At 42.6% G+C, this 23,053-nt stretch carries 20 protein-coding genes; 15 read left to right on the top strand and 5 right to left on the bottom strand.

Annotated elements, in window-relative coordinates:
* The first annotated feature begins 2 nt into the window (after window positions 1-2).
* From bchY to AOC28_RS10360, 10 genes are all read left to right on the top strand, one after another.
* The gene (gene bchY, locus AOC28_RS10405; RefSeq protein ID WP_072583910.1) at window positions 3-1,526 is read left to right on the top strand and encodes a chlorophyllide a reductase subunit Y; all 1,524 of its coding nucleotides are present in this window, start codon (window positions 3-5) and stop codon (window positions 1,524-1,526) included.
* Window positions 1,526-2,983 carry a chlorophyllide a reductase subunit Z gene (gene bchZ / locus AOC28_RS10400; protein ID WP_072583909.1) on the top strand — a complete coding sequence of 486 codons (1,458 nt, stop codon included), beginning with the start codon at window positions 1,526-1,528 and terminating at the stop codon, window positions 2,981-2,983. Before bchY ends, bchZ begins: the two co-directional genes overlap by 1 nt.
* 123 nt (window positions 2,984-3,106) lie before the next feature.
* Window positions 3,107-3,253, top strand: a complete 147-nt coding sequence (gene pufB / locus AOC28_RS10395) for a light-harvesting antenna LH1, beta subunit (protein WP_068949087.1) — start codon at window positions 3,107-3,109, stop codon at window positions 3,251-3,253.
* Window positions 3,254-3,302: 49 nt separating this feature from the next.
* Window positions 3,303-3,524 carry a hypothetical protein gene (locus AOC28_RS10390; RefSeq protein WP_072583908.1) on the top strand — a complete coding sequence of 74 codons (222 nt, stop codon included), beginning with the start codon at window positions 3,303-3,305 and terminating at the stop codon, window positions 3,522-3,524.
* 10 nt (window positions 3,525-3,534) lie between these two features.
* A complete protein-coding gene (gene pufA, locus AOC28_RS10385) occupies window positions 3,535-3,711 on the top strand; it encodes a light-harvesting antenna LH1, alpha subunit (protein ID WP_071608677.1) in 177 nt (58 codons plus the stop codon).
* A gap of 99 nt (window positions 3,712-3,810) precedes the next feature.
* Window positions 3,811-4,635 carry a photosynthetic reaction center subunit L gene (gene pufL, locus AOC28_RS10380; RefSeq protein WP_068949089.1) on the top strand — a complete coding sequence of 275 codons (825 nt, stop codon included), beginning with the start codon at window positions 3,811-3,813 and terminating at the stop codon, window positions 4,633-4,635.
* Window positions 4,636-4,667: 32 nt separating this feature from the next.
* Complete coding sequence (gene pufM / locus AOC28_RS10375; RefSeq protein ID WP_216862041.1) at window positions 4,668-5,666, top strand: photosynthetic reaction center subunit M; 999 nt, start codon at window positions 4,668-4,670, stop codon at window positions 5,664-5,666.
* A complete protein-coding gene (gene pufC / locus AOC28_RS10370; protein ID WP_072583906.1) occupies window positions 5,663-6,706 on the top strand; it encodes a photosynthetic reaction center cytochrome PufC in 1,044 nt (347 codons plus the stop codon). The genes pufM and pufC overlap by 4 nt, the downstream gene beginning before the upstream one ends.
* A 57-nt stretch (window positions 6,707-6,763) precedes the next feature.
* Window positions 6,764-8,323 (top strand): phytoene desaturase family protein, encoded by a 1,560-nt coding sequence (gene crtI / locus AOC28_RS10365; protein ID WP_083564297.1) that lies wholly within the window; start codon window positions 6,764-6,766, stop codon window positions 8,321-8,323.
* Window positions 8,313-9,371, top strand: coding sequence for a phytoene/squalene synthase family protein (locus tag AOC28_RS10360; RefSeq protein WP_072583905.1), 1,059 nt, complete (start codon window positions 8,313-8,315; stop codon window positions 9,369-9,371). The genes crtI and AOC28_RS10360 overlap by 11 nt, the downstream gene beginning before the upstream one ends.
* A gap of 32 nt (window positions 9,372-9,403) precedes the next feature.
* Here the strand turns inward: AOC28_RS10360 and AOC28_RS10355 are convergent, their stop codons facing one another.
* The 5 genes from AOC28_RS10355 to AOC28_RS10335 all read right to left on the bottom strand — a co-directional run bounded on the left by AOC28_RS10355 (window position 9,404) and on the right by AOC28_RS10335 (window position 14,774).
* Window positions 9,404-10,126 (bottom strand): carotenoid 1,2-hydratase, encoded by a 723-nt coding sequence (locus tag AOC28_RS10355; protein WP_202816851.1) that lies wholly within the window; start codon window positions 10,124-10,126, stop codon window positions 9,404-9,406.
* A gap of 194 nt (window positions 10,127-10,320) precedes the next feature.
* Window positions 10,321-11,832 carry a 1-hydroxycarotenoid 3,4-desaturase CrtD gene (gene crtD, locus AOC28_RS10350; RefSeq protein ID WP_202816850.1) on the bottom strand — a complete coding sequence of 504 codons (1,512 nt, stop codon included), beginning with the start codon at window positions 11,830-11,832 and terminating at the stop codon, window positions 10,321-10,323.
* Complete coding sequence (locus AOC28_RS11335) at window positions 11,798-12,079, bottom strand: hypothetical protein (protein WP_143143935.1); 282 nt, start codon at window positions 12,077-12,079, stop codon at window positions 11,798-11,800. Before AOC28_RS11335 ends, crtD begins: the two co-directional genes overlap by 35 nt.
* A gap of 417 nt (window positions 12,080-12,496) precedes the next feature.
* On the bottom strand, window positions 12,497-13,921 hold the full coding sequence (gene ppsR, locus AOC28_RS10340) for a transcriptional regulator PpsR (protein WP_072583902.1): 1,425 nt from the start codon (window positions 13,919-13,921) through the stop codon (window positions 12,497-12,499).
* Window positions 13,922-13,943: 22 nt separating this feature from the next.
* Entirely contained in the window at window positions 13,944-14,774 is an 831-nt protein-coding gene (locus AOC28_RS10335) for a cobalamin-dependent protein (RefSeq protein WP_072583901.1), read from the bottom strand.
* A gap of 198 nt (window positions 14,775-14,972) precedes the next feature.
* Here AOC28_RS10335 and bchF point away from each other — a divergent pair, with 198 nt between their 5' ends.
* From bchF to bchL, 5 genes are read left to right on the top strand one after another with little or no spacing between them, the layout of a single operon-like run.
* Window positions 14,973-15,446: a 2-vinyl bacteriochlorophyllide hydratase gene (bchF, locus tag AOC28_RS10330; RefSeq protein ID WP_072583900.1), complete on the top strand. Its 474-nt coding sequence runs from the start codon at window positions 14,973-14,975 to the stop codon at window positions 15,444-15,446.
* Complete coding sequence (locus tag AOC28_RS10325) at window positions 15,443-16,735, top strand: ferredoxin:protochlorophyllide reductase (ATP-dependent) subunit N (protein ID WP_083564296.1); 1,293 nt, start codon at window positions 15,443-15,445, stop codon at window positions 16,733-16,735. Before bchF ends, AOC28_RS10325 begins: the two co-directional genes overlap by 4 nt.
* Window positions 16,736-16,746: 11 nt before the next feature.
* On the top strand, window positions 16,747-18,369 hold the full coding sequence (gene bchB, locus AOC28_RS10320) for a ferredoxin:protochlorophyllide reductase (ATP-dependent) subunit B (protein WP_072583899.1): 1,623 nt from the start codon (window positions 16,747-16,749) through the stop codon (window positions 18,367-18,369).
* A complete protein-coding gene (locus tag AOC28_RS10315) occupies window positions 18,359-22,141 on the top strand; it encodes a magnesium chelatase subunit H (protein ID WP_202816849.1) in 3,783 nt (1,260 codons plus the stop codon). Before bchB ends, AOC28_RS10315 begins: the two co-directional genes overlap by 11 nt.
* Complete coding sequence (gene bchL / locus AOC28_RS10310; protein WP_072583897.1) at window positions 22,141-23,052, top strand: ferredoxin:protochlorophyllide reductase (ATP-dependent) iron-sulfur ATP-binding protein; 912 nt, start codon at window positions 22,141-22,143, stop codon at window positions 23,050-23,052. Before AOC28_RS10315 ends, bchL begins: the two co-directional genes overlap by 1 nt.
* The last annotated feature ends 1 nt before the right edge of the window (window position 23,053 follow it).

The raw sequence follows: 23,053 nt of genomic DNA, 5'->3' as shown, positions 1-23,053 counted from the left end.
TCGTGAAATCATCTAAAGTTATTCCGATACAAGCTCAGAACACTTCTGAGGCTGGAATAACCTGTCATTCAGGCGCAGAAGAATTATTGGCAGCTGCTAAGTCTGCCAATAAAAGTGAGATCTTGGGTCAGTACGCAAAAGATTACCCTAAGGGCCCTCATGATCAACCACAAAGTATGTGCCCTGCATTTGGTTCTTTGCGAGTAGGCTTGAGAATGCGTAGGACAGCGACAATTCTGTCGGGTTCGGCCTGTTGTGTATACGGCCTTACTTTTACCTCCCACTTTTATGGTGCGAGGCGTAGTGTCGGATATGTACCATTTAACTCTGAGTCCTTGGTTACTGGAAAGTTATTCGAAGATATACGGGATGCGGTTTATAAAGAGGCCAATCCCGAACTCTATGACGCCATAGTCATTATCAATTTATGTGTTCCAACTGCTAGTGGCGTGCCGTTGCAATTATTACCAAAAGAAATAAATGGTGTTCGTATTATTGGTATTGATGTTCCAGGATTTGGGGTGCCTACCCATGCTGAGGCTAAAGATGTTCTAGCAAGCGCAATGTTACGTTATGCACGTACTGAAATAGAAAATGGCCCAGTGTCTGCACCGCGGAATGGTCTTTCTGATAAGCCGACAGTTACCTTATTAGGTGAAATGTTTCCGGTAGATCCGATCAGCATTGGAATGATGTTAGAGCCAATGGGTTTAGGGGTTGGACCAGTTGTGCCAACGAGAGAGTGGCGTGAGCTATACCAGGCTTTAGATTCCAAGGTTGTCGCAGCAATTCATCCTTTTTATACGGCAAGTATTCGTGAATTTGAAAATGCTGGCCGGACTATTGTTGGATCTGCTCCAGTTGGTTATGACGGTACCGCAAATTGGTTGGAGCAGATCGGTATTGCTAATGGCGTCAGCGCAGAAAAAATTGGCAACGCAAAAGATAAGTTTTTACCAATGATTAAAGGGGCCTTAAAAGCAAAGCCTATCAAAGGTAGGATTACTGTAAGCGGATATGAGGGATCTGAATTATTAGTAGCGCGCTTACTAGTTGAGAGTGGTGCTGATGTGCGTTATGTAGGAACTGCATGTCCAAAAACGATATGGAGTAGCGGCGATCTTGACTGGCTAGAAAGCCGCGGCGTTCACGTTGAATATCGCGCGTCTCTAGAGCAGGATCTGGCTGCAATGAAAGAGTTTTCACCTGATTTGGTGATTGGTACAACCCCAGTTGTTCAAAAGGCTAAAGAATTAGCTATCCCAGCCTTGTATTTTACAAACTTGATTTCAGCTAGACCATTAATGGGCGCTGCTGGCGCGGGATCACTTGCGCAGGTAGTGAATGCTGCTTTAGCAAATCAAGATCGATTCAATAGCATGAATACGTTCTTTGAGGGTGTTGGTAAAGATCATGCTACTGGCGTATGGGAATCGGTACCAGTTGATCGGCCGGAATTTAAAGCTGATGTAAGGCGTCGCATGGAAAAAGCGCGAGCCAAGCAAAAAGCTGAGGAGATGGGCTAATGCTAGTCCTAGATCACGATCGCGCTGGAGGATATTGGGGGGCTGTATATGTATTTACAGCTGTAAAGGGGCTTCAAGTTGTTATTGACGGTCCAGTTGGCTGTGAAAACTTGCCGGTGACATCAGTGCTCCATTACACCGATGCCTTGCCCCCTCATGAATTGCCAATAGTAGTGACTGGTTTAGCTGAAGAGCAGTTAGGCAGAGAAGGTACAGAAGAGTCAATGAAGCGCGCTCATAAAGTGCTTGATCCTGATTTACCTGCAGTAGTAGTAACGGGTTCTATTGCGGAGATGATTGGTGGTGGTGTAACACCTGAGGGAACTGGTATTAAGCGCTTCTTGCCAAGAACAATTGACGAAGATCAATGGCAATGCGCAAATAGGGCAATGAATTGGCTTTGGACCGAATATGGACTTAAAAAGATTCCTCCACGCAAAAGAGATGCAGATACAAAACCTAGGGTCAATATTATTGGACCTTCTTATGGCAGCTTCAATTTATATAGTGACTTAGCTGAAATTAGGCGTTTAGTCGAAGGTATTGGTGCGGAAGTAAATTTAGTATTCCCCTTGGGAACTCACCTTGCAGATATTCCAAAATTAATTGATGCGGATGTCAATATCTGCATGTATCGAGAGTATGGACGACTCCTATGTGAGACGCTTGAGAGACCTTACTTGCAAGCCCCCATTGGAATGCAATCTACCACTGCTTTTTTACGAAAGCTGGGTGAGTTGTGTGGTCTTGACGTGGAACCTTTCGTTGAAAAAGAGAAGCACACAACATTAAAGCCAATCTGGGATTTATGGCGTTCTGTCACGCAAGATTTTTTTGGCACAGCTAGCTTTGCCATCGTAGCAAGTGAAACCTATACACGAGGAGTTAAAAATTTCCTCGAAGAAGAAATGGGTCTTCCGTGTAATTTTGCAGTCTCTAGATTGCCTGGAAACAAGACAAATAACGTTGAAATCAGAGAGTTGGTTCAAAAGAAGACTCCTTTAGTAATGTTTGGAAGTTATAACGAGCGGATGTACGGTAGTGAAATCAGCGCACGATTTTCTTTTATACCCGCTTCATTTCCTGGGGCCATTATCCGTAGGCATACCGGCACTCCTTATATGGGATATTCCGGATCAGTTTATTTAATCCAGGAAGTTTGCAATTCACTGTTTGATGCTTTATTCAATATTTTGCCCCTAGGTACTGAAATGGATAAGGTTGATCCAACCCCTGCGAAATTACAAAGCTTCATTCAGGCAATGCCATGGGAGCAGGAGGCCCAGGAGTTATTAAACAAGTTAATTAGTAAACAACCAGTGCTCACTCAGATTTCGGCAGCGAAAAAAATTCGTGATGAGGCTGAGTTAGAGGCACGTAAACAAAATATTGAAAGAGTAACTGTAGCTTGTTTACAGAAGTCATCCTTTCCCTTAGTTGAAGGGGAGGCTGTATGACACGCATTCAAAGATATTGCTCTAGTAAAGAGCTAAACCAATATGGTGTTGTTAAGCCATATCCTCAAATCTACAGGGGTGATGTAGAAAAGACCGCAAGGTCAGTTTCAAGGAGTAGTCATCATGAGTGAAAACAGATCTATATCTGGGCTTACCGATGCAGAAGCTAAAGAATTCCATACATTTTATATGCAAGGTCTTCTTGGATTTACTGCAATCGCTGTCGTCGCGCACATACTTGTATGGGCATGGCGTCCATGGTTCTTTTGATGCAGTAGTAAGTACATAGTAAACGTAGTCAATTAGAGGGAGTGTTTTTATGAAGATCAATACGGATTTAATGCATAAACATGTTTTGCATGACACCTGGTCATTCAAAATTATTTTTTTGATTAGTTACGTGGTGCTCTTTGTTGTAGCACTTTTTTTAATTGTCTTGCCTGCATCACAGAAAAGTTGGTTATTTTCTGGTGCTGACGGAGGTTCATTCTTCAAGTCAGTTGAAACAGGTGTTTACGGCTTTATGTCTTACTTAAATTAGGAGAAATATTATGTGGAGAATTTGGAAACTATACGACCCACTACGTGCGATGGTTGCACAGGGCGTTTTTCTCTTTGCTTTGGCAGCAATGATTCATCTCATTTTATTGAGCACAGTTCAATACAAATGGTTGGATGGTATGAGTCAAGAGCAGTACAAAGCAGCTATATCAGCAGCGAAGAAGTAATTAGATGTGCAAACCGTAGGCGAATTTCTAGAAATAGTGATTCGTCTACGCAAGATTAATTTAATGTGAGAAAAATTCTCACTGTGTAAGGAGCGCTAAATGGCCATGCTCAACTTTGAAAAAAAATACCGCGTGCGCGGTGGGACTCTAATAGGAGGAGATCTTTTTGATTTCTGGGTAGGCCCTTTCTACGTCGGATTTTTTGGGGTAACCACTATATTCTTTGCATTCCTTGGGACTGCAATGATTCTTTGGGGGACATCCCAAGCGGGCGTCTTTAATCCTTGGCAAATAAATATTGCCCCTCCGGATTTGAAATATGGGTTAGGCGTAGCTCCTTTGATGGAGGGTGGATTATGGCAAATCATTACGATCTGCGCCTTAGGAGCATTTGGTTCCTGGGCAATGCGTGAGGTGGAAATTTCTCGAAAATTGGGAATGGGCCTTCATGTACCAGTTGCTTTTAGTATGGCCATCTTTGCGTATTTCACTTTGGTTGTAATTCGCCCAGTGTTAATGGGTGCATGGGGCTACGGTTTTCCCTATGGAATATTGAGCCATTTAGATTGGGTATCGAATACTGGGTATCAGTATCTTCACTTTCATTACAACCCAGCCCACATGATTGCTGTAACACTATTTTTTACAACAACATTAGCGCTTGCGCTGCATGGAGCTTTGATCTTATCTTCTACGAATCCACAACCTGGACAGCCGGTCAAAACTCCTGAGCACGAGGATACTTTCTTTAGAGACATTATTGGATATTCCGTTGGAACATTGGGCATTCATCGTCTTGGATTATTCCTAGCCTTAGCGGCTGTATTTTGGAGTGCTGTTTGTATTGTTATTAGTGGCCCCTTCTGGACAAAGGGTTGGCCTGAATGGTGGACATGGTGGTTGAATTTGCCAATCTGGGGTTAGTTTTCAGCTAAATTGAAAATGCGGAGAGCATTATGGAATATCAAAATCTATTTACACAAACACAAGTAACTGGTCCTGCGAGTCATGGCGTTCCGATCAACGCCTACGATATGCGTGAGCGAACTCGCTCTATTGGATTTAGTCATTTGATGGGGCGCATTGGTAATGCGCAGCTCGGACCTATATACCTAGGGAGATTGGGGGTCGCATCACTAATATTTGGGATGACAGCATTTTTCATTATTGGTATGAATATGCTGGCCCAGGTTGGCTGGAATCCTTTGCAATTTGTGAGGAAATTATTTTGGCTCTCTTTAGACCCTCCAGCACCAAAGTATGGTTTAACCCTTGCGCCATTAAATGAAGGGGGCTGGTGGTCAATTGTTGGATTATTTTTAACGATCTCAATCATGCTTTGGTGGCTTAGAACCTTCCGTAGGGCTCAGGCTCTTGGAATGGGTACCCATGTACCTTGGGCATTCGCATCAGCAATTTGGTTGTTCTTGGTATTAGGTCTGATTCGTCCCGTGCTGATGGGTAGTTGGAGCGAAGCGGTACCATTTGGTATCTTTTCTCACCTAGATTGGGTATCCGCCTTTTCAATTCGCTACGGCAACTTGTTTTATAACCCATTCCATATGCTGTCCATTGTGTTTCTTTATGGGTCAGTTCTTTTGTTTGCCATGCACGGCGCAACTATTCTGGCAGTGAGTCGATTTGGTGGTGAAAGAGAAATTGAACAAATTGTCGATCGCGGAACCGCATCTGAAAGGGCTGCTTTATTCTGGAGATGGACTATGGGCTTTAACGCTACCATGGAATCCATTCACCGTTGGGCCTGGTGGTTTGCTGTACTCACTCCATTAACAGGTGGCATTGGAATTTTACTAACCGGCACCGTTGTGGATAACTGGTATCTATGGGCTGTTAAGCATAATATGGCGCCAACTTATCCTGCAATATATGGGACCGTTTCTGATCCTGCTTTAAAAGCACCTTCAGCTCCAGTAGCAATAGGGGAGAAAAAATGAAAAACGTTCGCCAAAAAATTGCCATTGCATTCAGTGTTTTGGCAATCGTGACGCTTACGGCATGTGAGCGACCTCCTGTTGAGTCAAAGCAAACTGGATACCGCGGTACTGGTATGGATCAGATTAACAATCCTAGAACACAAGAACAGCTAGCTAAGATTAATGAAATGCCAGCCGGGGTTCCTGCATCCCCGGATGGACCAAAGGCTGGTGCCGTGTATAAGAACGTCAAAGTTTTAAATAATTTAAGCACTGCACAGTTTGGTGCTTTTATGGTCTCCATGACCTCATGGGTGGCCCCCAAAGAGGGCTGCTCTTATTGTCACAATGTTCAGAATTTTGCAGATGATTCTCTCTACACTAAAACTGTCGCCAGAAGAATGATTCAGATGAATCAGCAAATTAATAGCAATTGGACTGATCACGTAAAACAAACGGGCGTAACTTGTTATACCTGCCATAGAGGCAATAACATTCCTCAAAATGTTTGGTTCAACCCAGAAGAAAAGCGTGGCGGTAACATGCTAGGCAATACAAACGGACAAAATGATCCAGCCCCAGCTGTTGCTTACACTTCTTTGCCTAACAAACCATTTGCAGCCTATTTGGTAGAAAAAGGTGGCCCAGCAAGGATTGTTGGCAAAACGGCACTTCCTACGGGTAACAAAGCAACCCTGCAAAGTACAGAAAATGTATATGGAATGATGACCCACATGTCCCATTCTCTGGGGGTTAACTGTACTTACTGCCATAACTCTCAGAACTTCTCTAGTTGGGAGCAAAGTACGCCACAGCGGGTACAGGCTTGGTATGGAATACAGATGCTAAAAGATGTTAATACAAACTTTTTGACATCCTTAGATGGTGTATTTCCACCAAATCGACTCGGGCCCACTGGCGACGTTGCTAAAGCAAACTGCGCTACCTGTCATCAAGGTGTAAATAAACCACTCTTAGGTCAAAGTATGCTTAAGGATTATCCGTATCTTGCTCCAAATAGAGATATGCCAAAAGATAGCACCCATAGCGCAGCAAAATAGTCATACCAACCCCTTTGATGGTAAATATCAAAGGGGTTTTTAAACAAAGGAAGTCTGATGGACCAACAGGTCGATCAATTTAAGATCCCCGAAAACATAGCCACAGTTGGAAATGTACATGCTTCTGAACGCGCTCTTGTAATCGGCGCAGGGTTTGGTGGTCTTGCTGCAGCAATACGTCTAGCCATAAAAGGATATGACGTCCAGGTATTGGAAAGATTGGGAGACGCTGGAGGTAGGGCTTATGTACATAGAAGAAATGGCTATACGTTTGATGCCGGCCCTACCATTATCACCGCGCCTTTTTTACTAGAAGAGTTATGGAGCTTGTGCGGCAAAAAAATGTCTAACGATGTTGATTTGCGCGCAATGGATCCGTTTTATCAAATCCGATTTGCAGATGGCCGCATATTTAATTACACCGGTGATCTGGAGCGAATGAAGCAAGAAGTTGCCAAATTTAGCCCTAGTGATTTACCAGGTTATCTACGTTTTTTAGAAGAGGCAGAGTATTGCTACAAACTAGGGTTTGAAGAGCTGGGAGATGTTGCATTTGACAGCTTAAAAGACTTAGTCAAAGCATTTCCAAGCCTCGTGAAGATGAGGGCTTGGAATAATCTCTATAGCTTAGTTGCGAAACATATCAAAGACCCACAGCTTAGAGAAGTGATGAGCTTTCATCCATTGCTCATTGGCGGTAATCCTTTTTCGGTTACCTCTGTTTATGCATTAATTAATTCCTTAGAGCGCAAATGGGGCGTTCATTCCGCAATGGGTGGAACGGGATCAATTATTAAAGGACTTGTTGGTTTGCTAAATGGCCTTGGCGTAAGAATCCGTTATGCAAGTACCGTTAAGAAAATTAATATCGTTGACAATAAAGTAACGGGCGTAACATTGGAAAATGGTGAGGTTTTATTTGCCAATAAGGTAGTCTGTAATGCTGATACAGCATGGACTTACAAAAATTTGATTGATCCAGAGCATCGAAAAATATGGACTGATAAAAAAATTGAGAATGGTAAGTACTCAATGAGTCTATTTGTCTGGTACTTTGGCACTAAAAAACAATACCCAAAAATACCGCACCACATGATGCTGTTAGGTAAACGTTATAAAACTCTTTTAGAGGATATTTTTAAACGCCATCATCTTGCTAAAGACTTTAGCCTTTATTTGCATCGTCCCACAGCAACTGATCCTAACTTAGCTCCTCCAGAATGTGATACCTTTTATGTACTTTCCCCCGTTCCCCATCTGGACAGTGGAACCGATTGGAAGCAGGAGGCTGAGCCCTATAGAAAAGCCATTGCAAAGATGCTTGAAGAAACTGTTTTACCGGGCTTGCAAGAGAATTTAGTGGAATCGTTTGTAATGACTCCGGAAGATTTTAAGGACAGGCTGCTTTCTTATAAGGGGGCTGCTTTTGGTTTGGAGCCCTTGCTTACTCAAAGCGCTTGGTTCAGGCCACATAACCGTAGCGAGGATATCCAGGGTCTTTATATGGTTGGGGCAAGCACTCATCCGGGTGCGGGGATTCCTGGGGTTTTGTCATCAGCCAAAGCCTTAGATTCGTTGATTAAACCCGCAAAAATATTTTCTCAAAATGCACGATAGAGCCATTACCTCCGAATACGGTTTTCAGCTTGATCTACTCTCTTGCGAGAGCTTGATGAGGGATGGCTCCAAGTCCTTTTTTTCTGCATCCAGGATACTGCCTTCTAATATTCGTGATTCTGCTATAGCTTTATATGCTTTTTGTCGTTTGTTGGATGATATGGTGGACGATCAAAATGCGTCTGATAATGTTATAGAGCAGATTGAATATCGATTAGATCGTATCTATTCAAAAAATCCACTAGATATACCCGCGGATAGAGCTTTAGCTCTTGTAGTTGAGCGATTTTTAATTCCTCGAAGCCTCCTGGAGGCACTGGTAGAAGGATTTAAGTGGGATCGTACTGGTCGCCAATATCAAACTATAGAAGATTTATGTGACTATGCTGCTAGAGTTGCTTCCACAGTAGGAGTCATGATGACTCTGATTATGGGCATACGGGATCGGGCTGTATTAGAACGTGCATGTGAGCTTGGCTTGGCGATGCAGTTGACTAATATTGCGCGGGATGTAGGAGAGGATGCCAGAAACCAGCGCCTCTATCTTCCTAGGGATTGGCTTAAAGAAGAAAATATAGACCCTGATCAATGGCTAAAAAATCCTATTTTTAATGATGGTATCTTGCGAGTGAATCAAAAGCTTATTCAGTACGCCGATGATTTATATGCTCGTTCGGCATTTGGATTCTCTGGTTTACCAAGAAATTGTCGATCAGCCATAGCCGCTGCTAGTTTGATTTATTCAGAAATCGGTAGACAAATTGAGCGACAGGGGATGGATTCGGTTACAAAAAGAGCTGTTGTATCAAAGAGAAGAAAAGTTTTATTACTATTCAAATCTCTTGGGGCGGCTATCTATAGTACAAAACTAGTGCAGAGTTTAGATCCCATTCCTGCTATACAGTTTTTGGTTGATGCAGTAGAGCCAGAAGGACAGTACGCGCATTACAGTGGATCTGTAGAGGATAGGCTCATTTGGGTTGTTAGTCTTATGGAAAAAGTAGAGCATAGAAAAATAGACTCATACCATTCTTTTGCTCGGCATTAGCATTGCTTAGCTGTTTCTATATTGCTAGCTTATTAATATAGACGCGTTGGATTTCTAGGCATTCTCCAAGGCAGCATAAATTGGACGATGTTGGATTCTAGGCGTTTTATATTTAATGTTTCATGCATCGAAATAACATCCTCTCCAAGTAGTTTTGATGCAATCATCGAGCGAGCATAAAAAGGCGTATCTTCTAAGGTATTCATTACCGTTACCTTGTGATCTGACTCAGAACGCATATTGCGCTGAATTCTCCATCCTGTTTTGCGAAGTTCAACTCTATTTGGCGCCAAAAAATCCTCAGTGCTACCATCCAATTTAAAGATGGTTGCCAAAACCTTTTCAACTCCATTCTTTTGTCGCACATCATAAATTACAGCAGTGCTTCCATCTTTTAAGTGAGCTCGTGACCAATCCCACTCGCTAAAGGGCTTGTTGATTGCCTCATCTCCTTCATTAGAGTCAAAGTAAGCATTGCCCTGCCAGTTTAGATTGGGTTTATTAAAAGAGACTTCGACTCTAGAGGAAGGCGCTATTGGTCCCCAGCGATGCTTCTGTTGATCATCAAGAGCTACTACATGATTAAAAAGTTGCTCTGTAAATACTTTGACAGTTCCCTGAACTCTTTGACCAAGCAAGGGAACTCGCTCATCAATGGTGACAGTAAGAGCGTTATCTTTCCAGCTTAGCTGGCTGGGGCCGATAGTGAACTGATTGGCTGTGCGATGGATTGCATTTTTGCCTCTCTCAGTCATCGTCCAATATTTTTTGGTTGGCGTATAAAGCGCAACATTAATGGAGCAAAAGTCTTCAGCTTGTGCAGGCTTGCTTTTATTTGCCCAAGCATAATAGGGAGAAAAGACGCTGCCAACAAAGGCAATAATGCTAAACCCATTTAAGCCATCATCGCTAAGGCCGTCAATGTACCACCAGAGATAGTTGCCCGGATTTACCGCTTGGTCAAACCTAGGCGATCCATCAGGGTTGCGGCCGCCAATCGTCCTGATATTGCCGCCATTGGAACCCCCGGACCTGGGTGGGTGCTGCCTCCTGCTAGGAGCAGATTGTTGATTTGCGATTGAGAACCTAGTCTGTGAAATGAGCTCATCCATCCATGAGTTGCTTGGCCATATAGCGCTCCGCCTCGACCCGGAAATAGCATTGAGAAATCCTGAGGAGTCGTTCGCGTAATTTGAGCATCCTTCAGCTGGAGTCCATATTTGTTCATGATTGAAAATGCTTTTTGTTCGCATTGATCGATTTCCTCATTGTTATAAGGTTTTTTTGAGCCATTCGCAGGTGCATTTACTAAACAAAACAATCTTTCAGGCTGATTATTCTCAAGTGCTAAATCATTTCTATCTTGAGCGCAGATATAGACTGTTGGGTTGAGTGGAAGGCGCTGTTTTTCAAAAATATCAGAAAATTCGCTCTGATAGGGCTGATTAAAAAACACGTTATGACGCACTAGAGGGAATCCTGAAGATTTTACCTTCATTGACCAAGTCACCGCTGATAGGGAGTCTGTTTGTTTGAGCTTGGCAGGTATCGCAGTACTTACTCTCTCACCTAATAAGTGATTTTTTAAAGCATTTACATCACCATTAAAAATGAGGTAATCGCATTCTAGAAATTCACCACTTTTGAGATGTACGCCACTAATTTGCGAACCAGCCAGCTCAAGATAATCAACCTCTGAGTCATAGCGGAATTTACAACCCTTTTTTTGTGCTAACCTAGCTATTACCTCAGGTATTTTTGCCATGCCACCTTTGATTGACCAAACTCCATCCATTTCTACTTGGGCGATCAACATCAGAGTTGCTGGAGCTAAATAGGGAGACGAGCCACAGTAAGTTGCATAACGTCCAAAGAGTTGATGTAAGCGTGGGTCTGGAAAGTATTTTTCTAGAGCGGACCAAAGACTACTAAAGGGTCCGATATCCCATAATATTTTACTTTTCTCAATCCCCAATGAACCCATCATTCCCAGCATGCTGGGGCGTGTAGATTCTATAAAGGGCTGTTTTAAGGATTCGTAAACCTTTTTAGCTGTACTACAGAACTCTAAAAATAATTGTGCTTGTTTGGGATTGCAAAACTGAGCGATAGCATCTGCGCTTTTTTTGTTGTCAGCATATAAGTCTAGATAGTCGTCGCCCCAACTATGTCTAGCAAGGATATCTAAAGCCTCTAACTCAAATTCAGAAGAAAAATTTTCATCACAATCATCAAATAATTTTTCAAAAACCCAGCGCATTGTAAAGACCGTAGGCCCTGAATCTATCAATGCACCATCAATATCGATTTGACGAATTTTCCCGCCTGGGTAGCTATTCTTTTCAAGAACGGTTACGTTGAGACCATGGTGAGCTAGCTCTAGAGCGGCTGTAAGACCGGCAATACCTGCACCAACTATGATGACCTTAGGGGATTTGGACATATTTTCCTTGCCAAACACCGCTTGCTGAGCCGACCTTAAAGCGAGTGAACATAGACTCTGAAAAGTAATTCTCTCCGTACGCTGCCTTTATGGCCGAGAGATGTGCGCCTGATTGTGCATACGCATCAATGGATTTGAGATTTTCCCATATAGTAAATGTAGCTTGACGAAAGTAGGGTGCTTCTCCTAGCCCAGCTGTCAGAATCGATCCTGAGGCTTCTTTAATTGCTTGTTCTGCTGGTTTTGCTTTGGCCCAAAATTGCACTGCTTTGAAAGGTCTGATTGATGCCCTGGTAAGAGATGCTATTGGCCCACTTTCAGGGGGAGAGCTCAACTCATCTATTGAGAATCTTGACCATGATCCTCGGCTGGAATAAGCATAGAGTGTAGCTATAAAGAACTCATTAGCATGGGATCTGTAAGCTTTCACAGTGGGAGATGTTTGCTGAAAAATTTCTGCATTTTGTTTTGTATCAAAAACACAAAAGAATCCCTGTTTAGTAAGGCTTGGCTTGGTACTAAAGCCGCCATTAAAACCAGATCCCAAAATCTTACAAAAAAGGAGGCCGGGAATATTCCTGAATGGCAATTTACCAAAAATATAGCGACTAAACCCCCACAACCTAGATCCAGACGCAATATCTATTAAAACCAATACTGCCGTCTGTTCGCTCATGAGGCCTTATGAATCTAAATCATCGCTAGCGTTGTTATCGACAATACCAAAACGTCTCATTTTGATATAGAGACCTTGGCGTGATAATCCCAGTAGCTCGGCAGCTGAGGCCCTGTTAGACATGGTGAGATCGAGGGCTGCAAGGATACAAAGTTTTTCAATAATGTCTGTTGTTTCAGTGACAATTTGCTTAAGCGGAACTTTGCCAACTAATTGGGTAAGCTCTTTTGCATTCTTGCCCAAGTTATCTGATTTGCTTGCTGGTTCACGAGAAGTTTTTGATATTTGATGAATGCCAATGGCTACAGCTGACAATTTTCCAGCATTGAAATTTGTTGCCGATATGACAACATTTATCGGTGAGCTGCCATCATCAGTAGTGATGGTGCTTGCATAGTCTTTAATTACTCCGTACTCACGTACGGTCCCGAGAATAATTTTTAAATCAATACTTGCTCTACCAAGCCATAGCTCAAAAGACTTGCCAAGAATATTATCTTTCTGAGTAGTTTGTGACATCGAAAGAAAAGCGTTATTCGCGGTCAAAATAACGCCATTTGTACTGCAAATGATGAAGCCATCTTGGAAATCTTCGATTGCTTGTGATACCAGGACGCTTTGATCGCTTGCATTACCAACTTGAATGCCGTTAGCTTTAGGCTTTACCGTAACTAGGCAGATATTGTGATTACCTTCGCGTAAAAGTACGCTGGAAATTTCTACATCTTCCTGAAGGTTCTCTAGGGTCGAATGAATAGAGGATTGCATGATCCCCGACTTAGATCCAGTAAGGTATTCTTGTATAGCGACATGATCCTTTACTGGGAAAAGATTGGTAAATAGCTTGCCCTGAATCTTTTTAAGATCACCTACTAAAAACCCGGCGGATTTATTTACTTCTAAAATTTTCAGAGTCAAGCTATCAATAATTAAATAGGCCTGATCAATGCTATTAAATAATTGTAAGTATCGATTTTCTATTGCATGAAGACTTGCATAGTCCCGCTCAATTTCTTGTTGAGATTGAACTAATTTTTGCTGAAGGGCAGATAGACCGCTAAGATCTTTTCCGATTGCAATTAGCTTATTTTGTTGCTGAAAAAAGAGCGTACTAAATTGAATGGGGATAGAAGAAGAGTCACCCATCTCTTGATTTACTTGACGCCAATTCTGCTCTTCACTATTGCTAGTTGTTTTAAGTAGTGCGTTTACCTTCGGCTGGCTATCAATCGCAACAGTGTCTATCCATTTTTTCCCAAGCAATGACTGTGTCTTGGTATGAACTGGTTTTGAGCCGTCGATGACTTTCTCAATCATTCCAGACTGATTGATGACTAAAACGAGATCTACAGAATACGCAAGCAGAGAAGCTGCTTGATTTACATTTAATGTATTTAGTTCGGGTGTGGCTAAATTCACAATTTTGGTCACAATATTTTTTCTACTTATGCATCTAAGTGTTATTTTCTATTAGGCTGAGATGCTGATCTAACTTTTGCACAGATTCTTCAGGAGTAAAAGCTTTGACATCTGCCTGAATATGATTAAACTTTTCAGGAGATTTATTATAGAGCGGACCTCCAATTAGAACAAGGATTTGAGGGTTATTAGATTTTCCCTTGAGTAACTTAATTAAGCTTGGAAGCTCCTGAAGTTGCTCATAAGTAGAAATAGATATTCCTAATACATGGTGATGTTTTGATTCAATTTCATGAATTATTGCATTCAGTCCATTATTAGCTGGCCGATAAACCTGCCAGCCAGAATAGGTAAAGAAGTTAGATAAGATTAATGTTCCAAGAGAGTGCTGCGAGTCCGGAAAGAGAGAGATCAGAATTGATTTGTCCTGTCGCTTTTCTAATTGAGTAGCTTGGAATAAGTAATCAAGCTTATGTATTGCGCGCTCTAGCTTTCCAACCCCAATGGATACCTCGGCAAAACTTAATGTATCTTCCTCCCATTGCTTCCCCAGCTTCTTGGCGATTTCGGGAATAAGCTCTAAAACAATATAGTTAATTGATGCTCCATGAGTTTTTAATACGGTGATTGCAAGCTCGAATGCGCCTTCTTCTGTATCAAGTAATAACTCAGTAATTTTGCATACCTGCTCTTCGTTTAACGCTTTTTGGTTTTTATGTTGAGCTGCTGGAGTTTGAATCCAGCTTTCATTGGATGGTGGGTTAAGGGTTGACTTATCAACCTTGCGTTCAATCTCTTCAATTAGCCTGGGTAATTGAGTGCTGAAAACTTCCCTGATGAGTTCTTTTTTGACTAAGGTGTCCATCAATGCTCCCGAGGATAAAAGTTGCTTATCAACGTTACTTATATGTAAAATAAATATTACATTTATGTCCTTAATAATGCAATTATTTTTGATATTTAAGGGTTATTACCTACCTAAATAGGGGTAAGTACTAGTTCTAGTAAGGCGTATTTGGCGTAAAGTTTTGTTTACACAAAGCCAATAAGACAGCGCCAAAAAATGAAGATTAGTAAGCCACTTTACAGCCAAGAGCAGCGTGCAAAACGCGATGCAACTGTGTGGACCTTGGTTCAGGGAATCTTGGCACCAATTCAATTTTTAGTTTGTTTGATTAGTCTCACTTTAGTCTTGCGATACCTCATTGGTGGTGAGGGGTATGAAATGGCAACTATCTCTGTGATAGTCAAAACAATCTTCCTCTATTTGATCATGTTGACTGGAAGTATTTGGGAGAAGGTTGTATTTGGTAAATATCTCTTTGCCGAGAGCTTCTTTTGGGAAGACGTATTTAGTATGCTCGTGATCTCTTTGCATACTTTGTATCTTTATTTCCTCATCGTTGGGGGAATGGGTAAAGAGGGCTTAATGTATCTCGCATTAGCCGCATATACCTCCTACTTTGTTAATGCTGGGCAATTTATTTATAAGCTCAGGATGGCCCGCCTACAAGTGAGCAATGGGGTGGTTGCATGAATGCCATTGTTGAATTGCCCCAAGACCATTTGAATAAATCAGGGAAAAGTATTCCTATTTATAAAGAACGTGGTCAAAGAGAGGTGTTTTGTGGTCTGACAGGAATTATTTGGCTGCATCGTAAGATTCAAGATGCTTTCTTCTTAGTTGTCGGTTCTCGTACTTGCGCACACTTAGTACAGTCTGCGGCTGGCGTAATGATTTTTGCCGAGCCCCGTTTTGCTACGGCCATTATTGATGATCGTGATCTAGCGGGTTTGGCAGATGCGCACGAGGAGTTAGATCGCGTTGTGAAGGCCTTACTGGCTAGGCGCCCCGACATTAAGATGCTTTTTTTAGTTGGCTCTTGTCCATCGGAGGTGATTAAATTAGATCTATCTCGCGCTGCTCAGCGATTGAGTAAGGAATTTGTCAGCAAATGCCGCATATTAAGTTACTCCGGCAGTGGAATTGAGACAACTTTTACACAGGGTGAGGATGCTTGCTTAGCTTCACTCATTAACGATACCCCTAAACAGGTAGCGGAAAAAGACAAAAATCTATTAATCGTAGGTTGCTTGCCAGACGTGGTTGAAGATCAATTCAAACGACTTTTTACTGAGCTTGGCATTGAAAATGTTTCCTTTTTCCCGCCAAAAAACTCTCAACAGTCAATTGAAATACACGGTAATACACAATACTTATTGGCTCAGCCATTCTTAGCTGAGACAGCTAGATTGATTGAGGAACGTGGTGCAAAAAGAATCGCAGCACCTTTTCCTTTTGGAATTGAAGGAACTACCGCCTGGCTAAAAGCAGCCGCTCATTTGTGGGGAATTACATCAGAACATTTTGAAGGTGTAACTCAGGGAAAAATTGAGCGGGCAAAAAAAAGTTTGGCACGCTATCTTCCGGCACTGGAAAACAAGACCATTTCTTTTTTCCCGGACTCGCAATTAGAAATTCCTTTGGCACGATTTTTATCTCGTGAGTGCGGTATGAGGGTGCTTGAAATTGGTACGCCTTACCTTCACAAGCAGCATTTAGAGTGCGAGCTAGATTTATTGCCAGAGGGCTCAAAAATTGTAGAGGGGCAGGATCTTGAGCGCCAATTAGATCGTTGTCGCGCCGATCAACCCGATATTGTGGTTTGCGGCCTTGGGCTGGCAAATCCCCTAGAAGCAGAGGGAATCACTACAAAGTGGTCTATTGAGCTGGTATTTAGTCCCGTGCATGGCTATGAGCAAGCTGCTGATTTGGCAGAGCTTTTCGCACGTCCTTTAAATCGCAGTATGAAGTTAGTGGCATAAGGAATAGGTCCATGCAACTAACACTCTGGACTTATGAAGGGCCTCCACATATTGGTGCAATGCGAATTGCTGCATCAATGACCGACTTACATTATGTTTTGCATTCTCCCCAGGGAGATACTTACGCAGATTTACTATTTACGATGATTGGCAGGTCTCGTAAGCGTCCTCCAGTTACCTATACGACCTTTCAGGCAAGGGATCTAGGAGGGGATACCGCCCAGCTATTTCAGGATTCTGTGAATAACGCATATCAGCGTTTTAAACCTAAGGCGATGATTGTTGGAGCATCTTGTACTGCTGAGTTAATTCAGGATGACCCAGGTGGTCTAGCTAGAGCACTTACTCTGCCAATCCCTGTGATTCCTCTAGAGCTACCTTCGTATCAGAAAAAGGAAAACTGGGGCGCCTCAGAAACTTTATATCACATTGTTCGTGGTTTGGTAGCTGTAGATAAATCCATTTCAGCACAACAGTATCAAGAGAATCGCATTGCTAGTAAGCAAGAAGGTCAGAAACCTACTTGCAATATTTTGGGACCAACAGCCTTAGGGTTCAGAAATCGTGATGATGTACAGGAGATTCGGGGCTTATTGGAATCTATGGGCATTGAAGTAAGGGTGGTAGCCCCTTTAAATGCATCTGTATCTGATCTGGCCAAGATCCCGGCGGCTGATTTCAATGTATCACTCTATCCTGAGATTAGTCAGCTGACTTGCACTTGGTTGAATAAAACCTTTGGACAGCCATTTACAAAGATTATTCCAATTGGTACTAAAGCGACTAAGGCATTTATTGAGGAGGTAGCACGGCTCGCCAATCTCAATCCTGAGTCCACCTTAGCAAATCAAGAGGAGCGGGCACACTGGTATGCAAAATCAGTTGACTCTACTTATTTAACTGATAAACGGGTATTTATTTTTGGTGATGCAAGTCACGTTATCGCTGCAGCCAAGGTGGCCGCAGAAGAAATTGGTTTTAAGGTAGTCGGTTTAGGAACATATAGCCGTGAATTTGCTCGTGAAGTACGCGAAGCAGCAAAACTGTACGATGTTGAAGCGCTAATTACTGATGATTATTTAGGGGTCGAGCAAAAAGTATCTGAATTAGCTCCAGATCTAGTTTTAGGTACTCAGATGGAGCGCCATATCGCTAAGAGATTAGGCATTCCTTGCGCAGTAATTTCTGCGCCAGTGCATGTACAAGACTTCCCTGCGCGCTATTCTCCTCAGATGGGCTTTGAGGGTGCCAATGTCTTATTTGATACCTGGATTCATCCTCTGATGATGGGGCTTGAAGAGCATCTGATCATGATGTTTCGGGATGATTTTGAATTTAGTGCAAAAGCTGCGCCTTCTCATTTAGGGCATGCAGCCCCACCCGAATCTAGCCAGGCAAAGACCTCACAGATTTCTGTAGCAAGTCCATCTCCCATCAAGATTAATGCAGGAGAGGCAATATCTAGCTCTGTTGATAGTTTGTGGGCTGCCGATGCTGAAAAAGAGTTGGGAAAGATTCCATTTTTTGTCAGAGGGAAGGCGCGTCGTAATACTGAAAAATTTGCAGTTGAGCATGGTATTAGTCACATCACCATTGAAACCCTCTACGATGCAAAGGCTCACTATGGTAGATAAGCATATTCCGATGAGAGTTGCAATTATCACGATGGATACGCACCTATCTAGCGCGACCGAGAGGGCTCGTTATGCACTTAAAAAGAAAATTCCAGGACTGGAATTATCTATTCACGCTGCTTCAGCTTGGACGGTCGATAGCAAAGCGCTTGATAGCTGCATTCACGATATCGAGGCAGCTGACATTCTGATTGTGACGATGCTGTTCATGGAAGATCACTACAAGCCTGTAATTGAGGCCTTAAAAGCTCGCCGTGATCATTGCGATGCCATGATTTGTGCAATGTCAGCAGGTGAAGTGGTTTCCCTCACTCGTATGGGCGGGTTCGATATGGGTAAGCCGGCGACTGGATTGATGGCTTTATTAAAGCGTTTGCGCGGAAATAAAGAGAAGGCTCAAACTGGTGGTGCAGCACAAATGCGAATGCTGCGTCGTTTGCCAAAAATTCTTCGATTTATTCCAGGTAACGCACAAGACGTCAGAGCCTATTTCTTGACATTGCAATATTGGTTGGGTGGCTCCGAGGAAAACCTCTTCCATATGGTGACCAATTTAGTTAATCGTTATGCCGCCGGTGAGAGACAAGTTTTAAGGACTAAAGAAAAGCTTATTGAGCCAGTCATTTATCCTGATAACGGTATTTATCATCCACGGCTCAAAGGCCGTATGAGTGAGTCTATTGATGATTTACCTAAATTGGTTTCTGATAAGAAATCCAAAGGTCGGGTTGGACTGCTTTTGCTGAGATCTTATATCTTGGCTGGCAATACTTTGCATTATGACTCAGTGATTGCTTCGCTAGAAGCTCAGGGTTTACAGGTTCTACCAATCTTTGCTGTTGGTCTTGATGCAAGACCTGCGATAGATCAATTTTTCTACCAAAATGGAAAAAATATAGTTGATGCAGTAGTTTCTTTAACTGGATTTTCATTGGTTGGCGGTCCAGCATATAACGATGCAAAAGCAGCTGAAGAAGTATTAGCATCTCTTGATGTGCCTTACCTTGCAGCACAGCCACTGGAGTTCCAGACATTAAATGAATGGGGTAGCTCTGATCGCGGATTACTCCCAGTTGAAAATACCCTGATGATTGCCATACCAGAATTAGATGGTGCGATTGTGCCTATGGTATTTGGTGGTCGCGCAGGTGATGCTGATGTGCAATGCAAGGGCTGTCATAAAGGCTGTGTATTTGAGGCCAGCATCAATCGGCATGACATGCACACTTGTGTAGAACGAACTGCAATGTTGGCTGCAAGAGTAAGTAAGTTGGTCGCTTTGCGTAAATCAGAGATGGCCAATAGAAAAGTTGCGCTAGTCATGTTTAACTTTCCTCCAAATGCTGGCAGGGTAGGAACGGCGGCACACCTAAGTGTATTTGAGTCAGTCTTCAATACATTAAATAGCCTTAAGGCAGAGGGATACACAGTTGATGTACCGAATTCAGTAGATGAGTTTAGGAATCAAATACTGGCGGGGAATTCTAAAGAATTTGGTACCGATGCAAATGTACATACGCAAGTTGACGCAAACGACTACATCAAACGTGAGCCTTGGCTAAAAGAGATTGAATCCCAATGGGGTCCTGCACCAGGTACTTTTCTAACGAACGGAGCCTCAATTTTTATTCTTGGAAAACAGTTTGGAAATATTTTTGTAGCACTACAGCCTGGATTTGGGTATGAAGGCGATCCTATGCGCTTGTTGTATGAAAAAGGATTTGCTCCTACCCATGCTTTTTCAATGTTCTATCGCTATATTCGAGAAGACTTTGCAGCATCCGCTGTGCTTCATTTTGGCACGCATGGTGCACTTGAATTTATGCCTGGTAAGCAATCGGGTATGTCCGGCGCTTGCTGGCCAGACCGTCTAATTCATGATTTACCAAATCTATACATTTATGCATCAAACAATCCTTCCGAGGGTGCGATTGCTAAAAGACGAGCTGGAGCAACGTTAATTAGCTATTTGACTCCACCTGTATCTCAGGCTGGCTTGTATCAGGGCCTGCTTGAGTTTAAGGAAGCGGTTGAACATTGGCGCAAATTAGCTCCAACGGCTAAAGATACGTCATGGGATCCCAATCAAATCGAGCTATTGGATTCATTGCAAGCGCAAGCAGTGAGTTTGGAGTTTGAAGTAGCTGAGCCCTTATGGAAAAATTTAGACGCCAATAAAGTCAATGCAATTGTTTTGCACCTGAGTGAGCAGATTCTTGAATTAGAGTACGCACTGATTCCTTATGGATTACATATTTTAGGGGCGCCTGTAAATTTTGAGCAAAGTATTGAGATGCTACTTAGTTACTTATCAGTTCAAGATGGTGAGCTACAGAATATTAATAAAGAAGCTTTAGCTGAGTTGGTTCAAGGTGGCGGGATTGAGCTATTCGCAAAAAACCAAAATTTAAGACTTAGTGAGAGCCTAAGGACCGAAATAAACCAAGTATTAACAATGTATCGTGAGCTTCAATCTGATAGTGAAATGCAGGGTATTTTAAAAGCCTTGGATGGTCGTTACATCAGACCAGCCCCTGGCGGGGATGTTCTTCGAAACCCACAAGTCTTACCTACTGGTCGTAATGTTCACGGCTTTGATCCATTTCGTATTCCTAGTAAGTTCGCTATGAAAGACGGTCAATATCAGGCAAGCAAGCTTCTGGAGCGTTATCAGGCTGATGGAAATCCTTTGCCAGAGTCGATTGCTATGGTTTTATGGGGTACTGACAACTTAAAAACTGAGGGCGGTCCCATCGCACAAATATTTGCTTTGATGGGCGCCTTACCCCGTTTTGATAGTTTTGGTCGGCTAGCGGGAGCCCAATTAATTTCCTTGGAAGAGTTGGGGCGTCCAAGAATAGACGTCATGGTATCGATTTCTGGAATTTTTAGAGACTTGATGCCATTACAGATTCGGATTCTTGCAGAAGCTGCCTATTTAGCTGCATCGGCTGACGAACCATTGGAGCAAAATTTTATTCGTAAACATGCACTTTCGTATCAAGCATTGCATCAATGCGATCTCGAAACTGCATCATTGCGTGTTTTCGGTAATGCTGAAAGTGCTTACGGCGCTAATGTCAACATGATGATTGACAATGGATTATGGCAAGACGAAAACGAATTAGCGGAGACATATACACGCCGCAAAAGCTTTGCGTACGGAAGATCCGGGACTCCTGTATTGCAGTCAGAACTACTCAATAATATCCTTGCAGATGTTGAATTAGCTTATCAAAATTTAGATTCAATCGAGTTGGGCGTTACTACTATTGATACTTATTTTGATACCTTAGGTGGTGTTAGCAGGGCAGTTCGCAGAGCCAAGGGCGGAAAAGCGGCTCCAGTATATATAGGCGACCAAACTAAGGGTGACGCAGTAGTGAGAACTCTAAATGAGCAAGTTTCTCTTGAAACCCGCTCACGCATGTTAAATCCAAAGTGGTACGAAGGAATGTTAAAGCACGGCTATGAAGGCGTTCGTCAACTAGAGAGTCACTTAACTAATACTGTTGGTTGGTCAGCTACTACTGGCCAAGTCGAGCCCTGGGTGTACCAGCATTTAACCCAAACATTCATCCTAGATCCTGAGATGCGCGAGCGTTTAATGAGTTTAAACCCAGCTTCATCTGCAAAGGTTGCAAGTCGTTTATTAGAGGCTTCCGAAAGAAACTATTGGAAGCCTGAACCATCCGTATTGGAAACATTACGTCGTGTAGCCAATGATTTTGAAGATCGACTTGAAGGTGTCTATGAAGGAGTACCCATTTAATGAACACAGTTAGTGTCCCAGTTTCATCCATCGGTACTAAAACTAAGCCATTAGATGGTGAGGGTAGCTTGCAGGTACACCTTGACCCTAATGAAAAGATCGGCAATGCAAAGGTATTTGCTATTTATGGCAAAGGGGGAATAGGTAAAAGTACAACATCCTCAAACTTATCTGCAGCTTTCTCTTTGTTAGGCAAGCGAGTAATACAGATTGGTTGTGATCCTAAGCATGACTCTACTTTTACTTTGACTAAAAAACTCGTTCCGACAGTGATTGATATTTTAGAGTCGGTTGATTTTCACTCTGAAGAATTAAGGATCGAAGATTTTGTTTACGAGGGATTTAATGGGGTTATGTGCGTGGAGGCGGGTGGACCTCCTGCAGGAACAGGATGCGGTGGATACGTCGTTGGTCAAACCGTCAAATTATTAAAAGAACACCATTTACTTGAAGATACGGATATTGTGATCTTTGACGTTTTGGGTGATGTAGTTTGCGGTGGATTTGCTGCTCCTTTGCAACATGCTGATCGCGCCTTAATTGTCGCTGCAAATGATTTTGATTCTATTTTTGCAATGAATCGAATTGTTCAGGCAATTAGTGCAAAGGCTAAAAATTACAACGTAAGGCTAGGTGGCGTAATTGCAAACCGCAGTCAAGACACAGATCAAATTGATAAATTTAATGATCGTGTCGGCTTGAAGAAGATGGCCCACTTTCCTGACTTAGATGCTATACGTAAAAGTCGCTTAAAGAAGTGCACCATTTTTGAGATGGAGTCTACGCCAGAAATCGAGAAGGTTAAGGAGGAATATCTTCGCTTGGCAGCTAGCTTACTGTTAGATGATGACCCCTTAATCATGGAATCACTCAAAGATCGTGAAATTTTTGACCTACTAGGATTTGATTAAT

Source organism: Polynucleobacter sp. MWH-Adler-W8, assembly GCF_001889925.1.
In the GTDB taxonomy this organism is placed as follows: domain Bacteria; phylum Pseudomonadota; class Gammaproteobacteria; order Burkholderiales; family Burkholderiaceae; genus Polynucleobacter.
Note: the sequence above shows the minus strand (reverse complement) of the source record. Positions and strands in the feature narration are given on the sequence as shown.